This is a genomic window from Actibacterium sp. XHP0104 (genome assembly GCF_025751515.1).
In the GTDB taxonomy this organism is placed as follows: domain Bacteria; phylum Pseudomonadota; class Alphaproteobacteria; order Rhodobacterales; family Rhodobacteraceae; genus Actibacterium_D.
Genome location: NZ_JAOWLE010000001.1, coordinates 696504 through 709058 on the forward strand (window position 1 = coordinate 696504; position 12555 = coordinate 709058).

Below are 12555 nucleotides of genomic sequence, written 5' to 3' on the forward strand. Positions count from 1 at the left end.
TCACTTACTCCACGTTCTGAACCTGTTCGCGCATCTGATCGATCACCGCCTTGAGGTCAAGGCCGATCCGGGTCAGGTCGGTGGACTGCGATTTCGAGCACAGCGTATTGGCCTCGCGGTTGAATTCCTGCATCAGGAAATCCAGCTTGCGTCCCACCGGGCCATCCGTGGTCAGCAGCTCGCGCGCGGCGTCGACATGGGCGCGCAGGCGGTCCAGCTCTTCGCGGATGTCGGCCTTGACGGCGATCAGGGCCAGTTCCTGCGCCACACGATCGGGGTCAGCTCCATCGGTATTTTCCATGACACGGGATAGATTTGCGCGCAAAGCTTCAGCCATTGCATCAAGACGGCGATCCGCCAGCCCGGCGGCGTCACTGGTCAGGCGCGCGATCTCGGCAATCTGGTCGTTCAGCACCGCTGTCAGCGCCGCGCCTTCGCGGGCGCGCATGGTGTTGAAGGCGTCGATCAGCGCCGGCAGATCGGCCATCAGCGCCTTGAGCAGCGGCGCGGTGTCGTCATCGGCCTGCCCTGCCTGTTGCACGCCCCGCATGGCCAGCACCTCGGCGGCGCTGGTTTGTCGCAGGGTCAGCCCGTGCGACTGCGCCGCGCGTTCGACAGTGGCGATGCCGATCAGAGCGGCCTCCAGCGCGGTTGGGTCGATCGGCAGGGCCTCGGCGCCCGCCTCGCGGTTGACGCGCAGGTTCAGCGAGATATTGCCGCGCTTGATGCGCGCCGACAGCTCGGCACGGATCGCCTGTTCCAGACCGCCGACCCAGTCGGGCAGTCGCAGCCGCAGGTCCAGCCCCTTGGCGTTGACGCTGCGCATGTCCCATGTCCAGCGATAGCCCTCATTGCCGCCCTGGGCCGAGGCGAAGCCCGTCATCGAGTTAACCATCTGTTAGGAAATGCCTCCAGCACTGCGTTGATTTCTGTCAGATTAACACTTGGGTAACCTTTATTGCCCCAGCGTTACCACAGCCGTGGCTGTGGCGACAACGGGCTGAGGGTCAGGGCGCGGGAATGACGGGTGCGCGATGTGGAAAGATCGGGATAACACGGCCGATGTGGTGCAGCTGACGCGGTTTCGGGGCAACTCGAAGCACCGGCTGCTGAACGAGGTCGAGGCCTATTGGGACGGGCTGCGCCAGGGGCGCCCCCTGCCCGACCGGCAACAGCTTGATCCGCGCGGCTTGGCGCGGGCCTTGCCCTGCTGCTTTGTGCTGGAACGCGTCGCGCCGCAGGTGATGCGGTTTCGGCTGGCGGGTCAGCACCTGAATGAGCTGGCTGGGATGGAAATGCGCGGCATGCCGTTCAGTGCGCTGTTCCTGCCCGAGGCCCGCGCGCAGATCGCCCCCGGCCTGGAGCGTCTGTGTGATGGGCCGCAGGCGCTGACCCTGTCGCTGCGAGGGGATGGCGGTTTTGGCCGGCCCGGGCTGGATGGCGAGATGGTGCTGTTGCCGATGCGTGGCGAGGATGGTGCCGTGAACCGCGTTCTGGGCTGTCTGACCACCGAGGGCCGGATCGGTCGCCAGCCCCGGCGGTTCGAGATCACCGCGCTGACCGCGCGCGATCTGGCCGCGCCCGTCCCGCAAAAAAGGCCGGACGCTGAACGCCCGGCCCTCTATCTGGTGAAATCCTGACGCCGTTTACATCACGGCGCGCTGGGACTCTTGCCGCATGTTCGACAGCTCTTCGGCGACCAAGAAGGCCAGTTCCAGCGACTGGCTGGCATTCAGGCGCGGATCGCAGGCGGTGTGATAGCGGTCAGACAGATCTTCGTCGGTGACGGCGCGCACGCCGCCGGTGCATTCGGTCACGTCCTTGCCGGTCATCTCGAAATGCACGCCGCCGGGGATGGTGCCCTCGGCCTTGTGGATGGCAAAGAACTCCTGCACCTCGCCCAGCACGTTTTCAAACGGCCGGGTCTTGTAGCCCGAGGCCGATTTGATCGTGTTGCCGTGCATCGGGTCGCAGGTCCAGACCACGTTGGCGCCCTCTTCGCGCACGGCCTTGATCAGGCGCGGCAGGTGATCGCCCACCTTGCCCGCGCCAAAGCGCGCGATCAGGGTCAGGCGGCCGGCCTCGTTCTCGGGGTTCAGTTTTTCCATCAGCACCTTGAGGTCTTCGGCCGTGGTGCTGGGGCCGCATTTCAGGCCGATCGGGTTGATCACGCCGCGGGCGAATTCGACATGCGCGCCGTCGGGCTGACGGGTGCGGTCGCCGATCCAGATCATGTGGCCCGAGCCGGCAATCGGCTGGCCGGTGGTGGAATCGATCCGGCAGAGCGCCTCTTCGTATTCCAGCAGCAGCGCTTCGTGCGAGGTGTAGAAATCGACCTGGCTCATCTTGGCGGTGGTGTCGGCGGTGACGCCGGCGGCCGACATGAAATCCAGCGTGTCCGAGATGCGCTCGGCCATCTCGCGGTATTTCTCGGCCTCGTCACGGTCGGTAAAGCCCAGCGTCCAGCTGTGCACGCGGTGAATGTCGGCAAAACCGCCCTTGGAGAAGGCGCGCAGCAGGTTCAGCGAGGCCGCAGCCTGGGTATAGGCCTGCAACATGCGCTGCGGATCGGGCACGCGGGCCTCGGCGGTGAAATCAAAGCCGTTGACGATGTCGCCACGATAGCTGGGCAGCTCGACCCCGCCGATGGTTTCGGTGGCGGCCGAGCGCGGTTTGGCGAACTGGCCGGCCATGCGGCCCACCTTGATCACCGGCACCTTGGCGCCAAAGGTCAGCACGACCGCCATCTGCAACAGCACCTTGAAGGTGTCGCGGATGGTGTCGGCGCCGAATTCGGCAAAGCTTTCGGCGCAGTCGCCGCCTTGCAGCAGGAAGGCCTCGCCGCGCGAGGCGGCAGCCAGTTTCGCCTTGAGCGCGCGCGCCTCGCCCGCAAAGACCAGAGGCGGATATTTTGCCAGCTGGGCCTCAACCGCGTTCAGTGCGTCCTGATCTAGATAATCAGGCATCTGCACCCGGGGCTTGGTGCGCCAGTCGGATTTTTGCCATTTGGTCATTGTCTCGCTCCGAAACGTCGTTGTCAGGGCTGTGCTTATACGCAAAGCGTATCGCCCTTGCCAGCCTGAAATCCCCGTGACGGGGCGTGTGCTCTTGATCCCGGCGGGCAAACCTGATTTCGCTAGAATGAGATAGGGAGAGAGCCACACGTGGACAAGTCGCCAAGCCAGGATCTGGAGCTGACACCTGTAAGCGGGGCCAAGCGTCCGCGCCGGTTTGTCTTTGTGCTGCTTGACCGGTTCACGCTGCTCAGCTTTGCCTGCGCGATCGAGCCGCTGCGCCTGGCCAACCGGATGTCGGGGCAGAGGCTGTACACCTGGGTTCTGGCGGGCGAAGGCGGCGGCACGGTGAGCTGTTCGAACGGGGTCGAGTTCGGTCTGGACATGGATCTGGATGAGCTGTCGCGCGATGACGTGGTGCTGGTTTGCGGCGGCGAGGATGTGCAGGCGGCGACCTCGAAACGGCTGATTTCATGGTTGCGGCGCGAGGCGCGGCGCGGGCTGGCGATGGGCGGGCTGTGCACGGCGTCTTACGTTCTGGCGCGCGCCGGGCTGCTGGATGGCAAGCGCGCCACGATCCACTGGGAAAACCAGGACGGGTTCGAAGAGGATTTCGACGAGATCAGCCTGACGCGCTCTGTCTTCGTGGTGGATGGCAACCGCATGTCGACCGCCGGCGGCACCTCGTCGATTGACCTGATGCTGAAGCTGATCGCCGACGACTATGGCGAAGAGCTGGCCAATGTCGTGGCCGACCAGCTGATCTATTCCTCGATTCGCACCGACCGCGACAGCCAGCGCCTGTCGATCCCGACCCGGATCGGCGTGCGTCATTCGAAACTGGCGCAGGTCATCAAGATGATGGAAGCCAATATCGAGGAACCGATCAGCCCGGCCCTGCTGGCGCAGGAGGTCGGCATGAGCACCCGTCAGCTGGAGCGCCTGTTCCGCCGCTATCTGAACCGCAGCCCCAAGCGCTATTACATGGAATTGCGTCTGTCCAAGGCGCGCAATCTGCTGATGCAAACCGATATGAGCGTGATCAATGTGGCGCTGGCCTGCGGCTTTGCCTCGCCCTCGCATTTCTCGAAATGCTACCGGGCGCAGTATGACACCACACCCTACCGCGAACGCGGCAGCCATGCTGGCGGCGCGCCCGGCGGCGAATGACGCTACGAAACATGCGCATAACTGGGTATTTTGCTAGGCTTTTCTTTTAGGCCGACGCGCTTTAGGCTCTTGCATCGAACGTAAGTTCCAACATGGGAGTCACAACAATGAAAAAACTGCTTCTGGCCACAGCGTTGACCGCCGTCGCCGCCTCTGGGGCCTATGCGGGATCGCATGGCAATGAGGTGAAGATCGGCATCGCGCTCGGCTTTACCGGCCCGCTGGAATCGCTGGCCCCGCCGATGGCGGGTGGCGCTGAACTGGCGATGAAAGAGGCGTCGGACGCCGGCAATTTCCTGGGCGGCACGATGGTCACCCCGGTGCGCGGCGACTCGACCTGCGTTGACGCCTCGGTCGCGACCGCCGTTGTCGAACGTCTGATCACCTCGGACGGCGTCAAGGGCATCATGGGCGCGATGTGCTCGGGTGCGACCGGTGCCGCGCTGGCCAACGTGGCCGTGCCGAACGGCATGGTCATGATCTCGCCCTCGGCCACCTCGCCGGGCCTGTCGACCGTGGAAGATAACGGCCTGTTCTTCCGCACCGCCCCGTCGGATGCCCGTCAGGGCGAAGTGATGACCAGCGTCATCATGGATCGCGGCATCAAGACCGTGGCCGTCACCTATACCAACAACGACTATGGCAAAGGCCTGGCCGACAGCTTTGTCGCCGCCTTTACCGCCGCGGGTGGCACTGTCACCGCCAACGTGCCGCATGAAGACGGCAAGGCCGACTATTCGGCCGAAGTCGCGACCCTGGCTTCGGCCGGTGGCGAGGCGCTGGTGGTTGCCGGTTACGTCGACCAGGGCGGTTCGGGCGTCATGCAGGGCGCGCTGGATACCGGTGCGTTTGATCTCTTCGTTCTGCCCGACGGCATGGTCGCCGATGTGCTGGAAGAGAAATTCGGCTCGGCCATCGACGGCTCGTTCGGCCAGTATCCGGCCTCGGTCGGCGAAGGCCGCACCCGCTATGTGGACCTTGCCACGGCCGCCGGCGTGAATGCCGGTTCGGTCTATTCGGGCGAGGCCTATGACGCCGCCGCGCTGATCCTGCTGGCCATGCAGGCCGCTGGCAGCGCCGAGCCGGGCGACTATGTCGGCAAGATCTTCGACGTGGCCAACGCGCCGGGTGAAAAGATCCTGCCCGGCGAACTGGGCAAAGCCTTCGAGATCCTCGCGGCCGGTGGCGACATCGACTATGAGGGCGCCTCGTCGGTCGAGCTGATCGGCCCCGGTGAAAGCGGTGGCTCGTTCCGCGAGATCATCATGGAAGGCGGCAAGGTGACCGAGGTCGGTTACCGCTGATTTTCAGGGCTGGCCCGGCGCGTTCGGGCCAGCCCAACACATAATGATAAGGGCCAAAGGCCCAGGGCAAGGGGGTGCGCATGATCGTCGTAGAGGACGTTCACAAGCATTTTGGCGGCTTTCATGCCGTCGATGGCGCCAATATTCGGATCGAACCGGGGTCTATCACCGGTTTGATTGGTCCGAACGGCGCTGGAAAAACCACTCTTTTCAACGTGATTGCCGGGGTTCTTAAACCCACGTCGGGCAAGGTGACGATGGATGGTGAAGACATCACCGGCCTGCCCCCGCATGAGCTGTTTCACAAGGGCCTGCTGCGCACCTTTCAGATTGCGCATGAATTCGGCTCGATGACCTGCCGCGAGAACCTGATGATGGTGCCGGGCGGGCAATCGGGCGAGACCCTGTGGAACACCTGGTTCGGGCGCAAGCGCATCGCCGATGAGGAGCGCGCCCTGCGTGCCAAGGCGGACGAGGTGCTGGAGTTTCTGACCATCAGCCACATCGCCGATCTGCGCGCGGGCGAGATCTCGGGCGGGCAGAAAAAGCTGCTGGAACTGGGGCGCACCATGATGGTGGACGCCAAGATCGTCTTTCTCGACGAGGTCGGCGCCGGGGTGAACCGCACCCTGCTTTACACCATCGCCGACGCGATCAAGCAGCTGAACCAGGAACGCGGCTATACCTTTGTCGTCATCGAACACGACATGGATTTCATCGAAAAGATCTGCAACCCGGTCATCTGCATGGCCGAGGGCAAGGTTCTGGCCGAGGGCACGCTGGCCGAGATCAAGGCCAACGAGCACGTGATCGAGGCCTATCTGGGCACCGGGCTCAAGAACAAGGACAAGGTGGGCGCATGACCGGCAATCCCTATGGCGATCACGGCAACAAGGATGCCTCGATCACGAAACCCGGCGGCAGTGCCTCCCTGGTTTCCTCGCCCGGCACCGGCCATGCCGAGCACACAAGCGATGCCTTCCTGATTGGCGACAACATGACCGGCGGTTATGGCAAATCTGGCCCCGATATCTTGCATGACTGCACCATCGCCGTGAACAAGGGCGAGATCGCGGTGATCGTCGGCCCCAACGGGGCGGGCAAGTCGACCGCGATGAAGGCGACCTTTGGCATGCTGAACCTGCGCAAGGGCTCGGTTCGGCTGGATGGCGAAGACATCACCGACCTGTCGCCGCAGGACCGGGTGGTCAAGGGCATGGGGTTCGTGCCGCAGACCCACAATATTTTCACCTCGATGACGGTCGAGGAGAACCTCGAAATGGGCGCGTTCATCCGCACCGATGATTTCAAGGGCACCATGGCGCAGGTCTATGACCTGTTCCCGATCCTCAAGGAAAAGCGCAACCAGCCCGCCGGTGAACTCTCGGGCGGGCAGCGTCAGCAGGTGGCCGTGGGCCGCGCTCTGATGACCAAGCCCAAGGTTCTGTTGCTGGACGAGCCCACCGCCGGCGTGTCGCCGATCGTGATGGACGAGCTTTTTGACCGCATCATCGAGGTCGCCCGCACCGGTATTTCCATCCTGATGGTCGAACAGAACGCCCGCCAGGCGTTGGAGATCGCCGACAAGGGCTATGTTCTGGTGCAGGGCGCCAATGCCCATACCGGCACCGGCAAGGGCCTTTTGGCCGACCCCGACGTCCGCAAATCGTTCCTGGGGGGCTAAGGCATGCGTATTTCTCTAAGCCTGACCGCCCCGATTGCCTTGGCCGCCATGATGGCCGCGGCCCACGCGGTGCCCCTGCCCGATTGTCGGTTCGAATTGCAGTTCTCGCAGGCCGGTGCCTTTGACGTCGACCTGGGCGCCCGACTGCTGGGGCCGGATCACAACGCCCGGTTCGCGGTCGAGGGCAGCGGCACCTACCCCGCGCGCATCACCAATTACGACTCCGGCGCGTTCGAGATCAGTTTCTCGACGGATGTGTCGAAAGAAGTGGTCACCGTCGGCCCCACGGGCGAGGCCCTGTGGCAGATCGACTTCACCAACGGTCAGATGATGGCCTATGCGGGTTACTGCGGCCCGAAAAAAGGAGGCTAGGCGAGATGGATTTCCTGAACGCAATCGTCGCGCTGACCAATTTCGTCATCGTTCCCGCAACCGCCTATGGCGCGCAGCTGGCGCTGGGGGCGCTGGGGGTGACGCTGATCTATGGCATCTTGCGGTTTTCCAACTTTGCCCATGGCGACACGATGGCATTCGGCACCATGGCCACCATCCTGGTGACCTGGGCGCTGCAATCGGCCGGGGTGTCGCTGGGGCCGCTTCCCACGGCACTGCTGGCGCTGCCGATCGGTATCGCTCTGACGGCGCTGTTGGTGATCGGCACCGATCGCGCGGTCTATCGGTTCTATCGACGGCAAAAGGCGGCGCCGGTGATCCTGGTGATCGTGTCGATCGGGGTGATGTTCATCATGAACGGCGTCGTGCGCCTGATCATCGGCCCGGATGAGCAACGGTTTCTCGATGGTGAACGCTTCATCATCTCGGCGCGCACCTTCAAGCAGATGACCGGCCTGGAAGAGGGCCTGGCCATTCGCACCACGCAGGGCCTGACGGTTGTGACGGCGGTGATCGTGGTGGCGGCGCTGTTCTGGTTCCTCAACCGCACGCGCACCGGCAAATCCATGCGCGCCTTTTCCGATAACGAGGATCTGGCCCTGCTGTCGGGCATCAACCCCGAGCGTGTTGTGGTGATCACCTGGATCATCGTGGCCGCGCTGGCCACTGTTGCGGGTGTTCTCTATGGGTTGGACAAGTCGTTCAAACCCTTCACCTACTTCCAGCTGCTGCTGCCGATCTTTGCCTCGGCCATCGTCGGCGGTTTGGGTAATCCGCTGGGCGCGATCGCGGGCGGGTTCGTCATCGCCTTTTCCGAGGTGACGGTGACCTATGCCTGGAAAAAGGTGCTGGTCTATCTGTTGCCTGAAAACCTGGAACCCTCGGGCCTGGTGCAGCTGTTGAGCACCGATTACAAATTCGCGGTCTCCTTTGCCATTCTGGTGATCGTGCTGCTGTTCCGCCCGACGGGCCTGTTCAAGGGGAAATCGGTATGACCCGGCGTGACATGATGCTGTTTGCCGTGATGGCGGCGCTGATCCTGGGGGTCGGTTTCATCGACGGTTGGAACGCGGCGCTGACGATCCTGAACTTTGGCCTGATCTGGGCGGTGATGTCTTTGGGCGTCAACATCCAGTGGGGCTATGCGGGGCTCTTTAACGTCGGCATCGTGGGCTTTACCGCGCTTGGCGGTCTGGCGGTGGTGCTGACCTCGATGTCACCCGTGCCTGAGGCCTGGTCGGCGGGCGGGCCGCGGGTGATGCTGGGGCTGATCATGGGGGCGCTGGCGCTGCTGGGCGCGGTGCTGATCTGGACGCGGCTCAAGCGGTCAAAGATGCGCGGGCTGATCATGACCATCTGGCTGGTGGGCAGTTTCTTTGTCTACCGTGCGGTGTTCGACCCGGCCGTTCAGGCGATCGAGGCGATCAACCCGGCCTCGACCGGCTATCTTGGCGGGCTGGGCCTGCCGGTGCTGTTCGCCTGGGTCGTGGGCGGTATTCTTGCCGCGATTGCGGCCTGGATGATCGGCAAGACGGCTTTGGGCCTGCGATCCGATTACCTGGCCATCGCCACGCTGGGCATCGGCGAGATCATCGTTGCGGTGATGAAGAACGAAGAGTGGATGACCCGCGGCGTCAAGAACGTCAACGGCCTGCCCCGCCCGGTGCCCTACGAGGTCGACCTGCAGCAATCAGAGGGCTTTGTCGGCATGGCCAATTCGGTCGGGCTTGATCCGGTGACGGCCTCGACGCTGGCGATCAAGCTGGCCTACAGCGGTCTCTTCCTAGTGGTGTTGCTGGGCATCGTCTTGCTGTGCGAACTGGCGCTGAAGTCGCCCTGGGGCCGCCTGATGCGCGCCATTCGCGACAACGAGATCGCGGCCGAGGCCATGGGCAAGGATGTCACCCGGCGGCATTTGCAGATCTTCATTCTGGGCTCGGCCGTCTGCGGTATCGCGGGTGCGATGCTGACCACGCTGCACGGGCAGCTGACGCCGTCGTCCTACAACCCGCTGCACTATACGTTCCTGATCTGGGTGATGGTGATCGTCGGCGGGTCGGGCAACAACTGGGGCGCGGTTCTGGGCGGCCTTCTGATCGGGTTCCTGTGGCTTGAGTCCGAGCAGATCGGCGGCGCGGTCATGAGCGTGATCACCGCCGGCATGGCCGATGGATCGGCGATCAAGGTGCATCTGCTGGACAGCGTTGCGCATATGCGCCTGCTGATGCTGGGCGTGGTGCTGTTGCTGGTGCTGCGGTTCAGCCCGCGCGGGTTGATCCCCGAAAGATAGGCGCCACAGCCATAAGAAAAGCGAACGCCGAGGCAGCCCCCTGCCCCGGCGTTCCTGTTTTGGGGGCCCGCGTCCGGGCCGCCCTTAGCATTCTTGAAGGGATCAGAAGAAGCGCAGCAGCCGTGCCTCGTGCTTTTTCAGCGTCTTGCGGGCGGCGACGTAATCGTCCAGCCCGTCTTGCGATTTCAGCTCGGGGAAGAGCTCAAAAATCTCGTTGCGCTGCGAATTGCCCATGCCCTTGAGCGTGTAATCACCGGGCTGGAAGCTTTCGGTCCAGGCGCCATCGGCCAGAACGACCTCGTGCTGGTCGAACATGAAATGGATATAGGTCGCGCTGATCGGGGTGACCGTCTGTATACCCTTGTTGTTGATCAGGTGCTTGGCGGCGACCAGAACCTCGTGCTCTTCGAAATAAAGGGCGGTGCGGTCATTGGCGACCAGCATGCGGTGGTTCGCGCTGACATACATGTCGCGGATCGGCAGGCCGTTGCCCAGCGCGCCGGCCTTGATCATGATCGGCTTGAGGTGCTCGGCCTTGGCCAGTTCGCGGCCGGTCAGCATGCGATTGCCGGCCCAGCGAATTTCCTGGATGCCGTTGTCGCGGGTGATGACCTTGTCACCGGGTTTCAGATCCTCGACCAGACGGGCGCCGGTCGGGGTGGCGATGCGGGTGCCGGGGGTAAAACAGGGAATGACGTCCTCGATATTTTCAAAAGTTAATGTGCCGGTGGCCGTGCCGCCGTTGTCAAAAAATGTGACGTAGCCGTCGTATCCGTTCCCGTCGCTGTCGGGCCCGGTATAGGTGACGCTGAGGCTGCCGCCCGCGGGGGCGGAACCGGTCAGGTCAAGCGTGTCCCAGTCGTCGCCGGTCGAGCCGCCGAACACCTGGTCGCCGGCATTGCCACCCAGAAAGAGGTCGCGGTCGGCATCGCCGTAAAGCGTATCCTGGCCGTGGCCGCCGGTGATGATGTCATTGCCGTCACCGCCGTGGATCTCATCATTGTCGAGCCCGCCATCCAGGACATCAGCGCCCGCGCCGCCATAGATGATGTCGTTGTCATCCTGGCCATAGATCGTGTCATTGCCCTCGCCGCCATGGATGACGTCGCGGTTGTTGTCGGGGCGCAGGTCGATATCGTCGGGCAGGTTGACCGGGTTGGGCTGGCTGGGGTCGTGATCGCCATAGATGGTGTCATCGCCCGCGTCGCCGGTGATCTCGTCCTGGCCCTCGCCGCCGATGATGAAATCATGGCCGTCGCCGCCCTCGATCACGTCATCGTCGAACCCGGCGTCGATCGTGTCGTTGCCGTCACCGCCTTCGATGTGATCTTCGTCGTCACCGGTAATGATCGTGTCATTGCCCGCGCCGCCATAAACCGCATCGCGGTCGTTATAGGGGTCGGCATCGGCGGGATAGAGGCCCGGATAGCCGCGATCGGGCAGCGGGCAAGCCGATGCAGGGGCCGAGGTGTCGATATAGTCATCGCCGCCTTCGCCATAGACCAGATCGTTGCCAACGCCGGTCAGGATCGTGTCGTTGCCGTCACCGGTTCCATCGCTGGCCGCGGCATAGGTGCTGTCGCCATAGACGATGTCGTCGCCGACACCGGTTTCAACATGATCCGCGCCCGAGCCGGCATAGACCTCGTCGTCACCTGCGCCGGCCAGAATGGTGTCATCGCCACCCAGGGCGTCGACGATGTCGTCGTCACCCGCCTCGCCCGGCAAGATCGCGTCGCCATTGTCGATCATGTCGCCTTCGGGGTCGCCGACATAGGCGATGTCGATCAGATCGTCGCCTTCGGTGCCGTCGACGATGCCGTCCAGCGCCGGAGCGGGCGTGGTGAATGCGATGTTGTCGATGGCGCCACTGCCGCAAAGGGTGACCTCCATCCGGGCGACGCCGGCGGTGTTGATGCAGACCGGCGCCTGGCCGTTGTTGCAGGTGGCGGGCAGCCAGATCTTGGAAATCAGCTGGTTGTTTTCATCGTAAAGTTTGACATAGCCGCCCTCTTCGGTGTCGAGCACGGTAAAGCCGCTGACATAAGAGGGCTCGTCAAAGGTAAAGACCAGCGTGCCGCCCCAGGCGTTGTCGTCGGGGTCATTGCTGTCATTGTCTTCGGACAGGATCAGCACGTTGCCCAGGTTGCAGGTCGCCAGATCCCAGTCGCCGCCGGTGGGGTTGTTGGTGTCAAAGATCATCGGGAAATGGCACGAGGTCGAGCTGATCGTCACGCCCGACGACGCATACTGGCCGCCGACAATGTCGCCGCTGCTCAGATCCTCGAAGTTCAGCAGAACGTCTGCCATGTCCGTCTCCCAACTCTGACCGGCAAACACCCGGCCACGGTTTACCCCTGAGTTGCGAAACAATTGACCCGACAGCAGCTTGGGTGCCCGAGATGGTGGAGAGGATGCCTTGGGGCAGGACCGGAAAACCGGTCACGTCATAAGGGGGTTCGCACAAAACACGTGCCAACCACTTACCCCAACACATCCGCAACACGAACCGTTGCGATGCACGCAGCCACCCCCATGGCCTATGTCACGCCCCCCAGATGGGCATCTCTGTTATACGGCGGCGGGCAGATCCGCGAAAAGGGAAAAATGGCAGAAACATGTCACAATTGCGGTGGCCGAGGCGCGTGTATCGGGCGCGCCGGAATGCCGCTTTGCGTTGAGGTTGTTTTGCCATTGGCG

The 12555-nt window shown here is 63.4% G+C and carries 11 protein-coding genes; 8 read left to right on the forward strand and 3 right to left on the reverse strand.

The window, feature by feature from the left end; genetic code table 11:
* Positions 1-4: 4 nt before the first annotated feature.
* Positions 5-883 carry a YicC/YloC family endoribonuclease gene (locus OE856_RS03590; RefSeq protein WP_263714672.1) on the reverse strand — a complete coding sequence of 293 codons (879 nt, stop codon included), beginning with the start codon at positions 881-883 and terminating at the stop codon, positions 5-7.
* A 151-nt stretch (positions 884-1034) separates the two neighbouring features.
* Between OE856_RS03590 and OE856_RS03595 the strand changes: the two genes are divergently transcribed.
* Positions 1035-1640: a PAS domain-containing protein gene (locus OE856_RS03595; RefSeq protein ID WP_263714673.1), complete on the forward strand. Its 606-nt coding sequence runs from the start codon at positions 1035-1037 to the stop codon at positions 1638-1640.
* A 6-nt stretch (positions 1641-1646) separates the two neighbouring features.
* On the opposite strand, the gene OE856_RS03600 is transcribed toward OE856_RS03595, so the two are convergent.
* Positions 1647-3014 (reverse strand): class II 3-deoxy-7-phosphoheptulonate synthase, encoded by a 1368-nt coding sequence (locus tag OE856_RS03600; RefSeq protein ID WP_263714674.1) that lies wholly within the window; start codon positions 3012-3014, stop codon positions 1647-1649.
* Positions 3015-3164: 150 nt separating this feature from the next.
* Between OE856_RS03600 and OE856_RS03605 the strand changes: the two genes are divergently transcribed.
* The 7 genes from OE856_RS03605 to OE856_RS03635 all read left to right on the forward strand — a co-directional run bounded on the left by OE856_RS03605 (position 3165) and on the right by OE856_RS03635 (position 9855).
* Positions 3165-4184: a GlxA family transcriptional regulator gene (locus tag OE856_RS03605; RefSeq protein WP_263714675.1), complete on the forward strand. Its 1020-nt coding sequence runs from the start codon at positions 3165-3167 to the stop codon at positions 4182-4184.
* 107 nt (positions 4185-4291) lie between these two features.
* Positions 4292-5488, forward strand: coding sequence for an ABC transporter substrate-binding protein (locus OE856_RS03610; protein ID WP_263714676.1), 1197 nt, complete (start codon positions 4292-4294; stop codon positions 5486-5488).
* A gap of 80 nt (positions 5489-5568) precedes the next feature.
* Complete coding sequence (locus OE856_RS03615; protein ID WP_263714677.1) at positions 5569-6351, forward strand: ABC transporter ATP-binding protein; 783 nt, start codon at positions 5569-5571, stop codon at positions 6349-6351.
* Positions 6348-7172 (forward strand): ABC transporter ATP-binding protein, encoded by an 825-nt coding sequence (locus tag OE856_RS03620; protein WP_263714678.1) that lies wholly within the window; start codon positions 6348-6350, stop codon positions 7170-7172. The genes OE856_RS03615 and OE856_RS03620 overlap by 4 nt, the downstream gene beginning before the upstream one ends.
* Before the next feature lie 3 nt (positions 7173-7175).
* Positions 7176-7544, forward strand: coding sequence for a hypothetical protein (locus OE856_RS03625; protein ID WP_263714679.1), 369 nt, complete (start codon positions 7176-7178; stop codon positions 7542-7544).
* A gap of 5 nt (positions 7545-7549) precedes the next feature.
* Positions 7550-8560: a branched-chain amino acid ABC transporter permease gene (locus OE856_RS03630; RefSeq protein WP_263714680.1), complete on the forward strand. Its 1011-nt coding sequence runs from the start codon at positions 7550-7552 to the stop codon at positions 8558-8560.
* Positions 8557-9855, forward strand: a complete 1299-nt coding sequence (locus OE856_RS03635) for a branched-chain amino acid ABC transporter permease (protein WP_263714681.1) — start codon at positions 8557-8559, stop codon at positions 9853-9855. Before OE856_RS03630 ends, OE856_RS03635 begins: the two co-directional genes overlap by 4 nt.
* A gap of 102 nt (positions 9856-9957) precedes the next feature.
* Here the strand turns inward: OE856_RS03635 and OE856_RS03640 are convergent, their stop codons facing one another.
* A complete protein-coding gene (locus OE856_RS03640) occupies positions 9958-12165 on the reverse strand; it encodes a Hint domain-containing protein (protein WP_263714682.1) in 2208 nt (735 codons plus the stop codon).
* Between the last annotated feature and the right edge of the window lie 390 nt (positions 12166-12555).

Excerpts from the sequence above, each read along its gene's own strand:
- OE856_RS03590 (WP_263714672.1), bottom strand. The coding sequence starts at position 883 with ATGACGGGCTTCGCCTCGGCCCAGGGCGGCAATGAGGGCTATCGCTGG.
- OE856_RS03595 (WP_263714673.1), top strand. The coding sequence starts at position 1,035 with ATGTGGAAAGATCGGGATAACACGGCCGATGTGGTGCAGCTGACGCGG.
- OE856_RS03600 (WP_263714674.1), bottom strand. The coding sequence starts at position 3,014 with ATGACCAAATGGCAAAAATCCGACTGGCGCACCAAGCCCCGGGTGCAG.
- OE856_RS03610 (WP_263714676.1), top strand. The coding sequence starts at position 4,292 with ATGAAAAAACTGCTTCTGGCCACAGCGTTGACCGCCGTCGCCGCCTCT.
- OE856_RS03615 (WP_263714677.1), top strand. The coding sequence starts at position 5,569 with ATGATCGTCGTAGAGGACGTTCACAAGCATTTTGGCGGCTTTCATGCC.
- OE856_RS03620 (WP_263714678.1), top strand. The coding sequence starts at position 6,348 with ATGACCGGCAATCCCTATGGCGATCACGGCAACAAGGATGCCTCGATC.
- OE856_RS03625 (WP_263714679.1), top strand. The coding sequence starts at position 7,176 with ATGCGTATTTCTCTAAGCCTGACCGCCCCGATTGCCTTGGCCGCCATG.
- OE856_RS03630 (WP_263714680.1), top strand. The coding sequence starts at position 7,550 with ATGGATTTCCTGAACGCAATCGTCGCGCTGACCAATTTCGTCATCGTT.
- OE856_RS03635 (WP_263714681.1), top strand. The coding sequence starts at position 8,557 with ATGACCCGGCGTGACATGATGCTGTTTGCCGTGATGGCGGCGCTGATC.
- OE856_RS03640 (WP_263714682.1), bottom strand. The coding sequence starts at position 12,165 with ATGGCAGACGTTCTGCTGAACTTCGAGGATCTGAGCAGCGGCGACATT.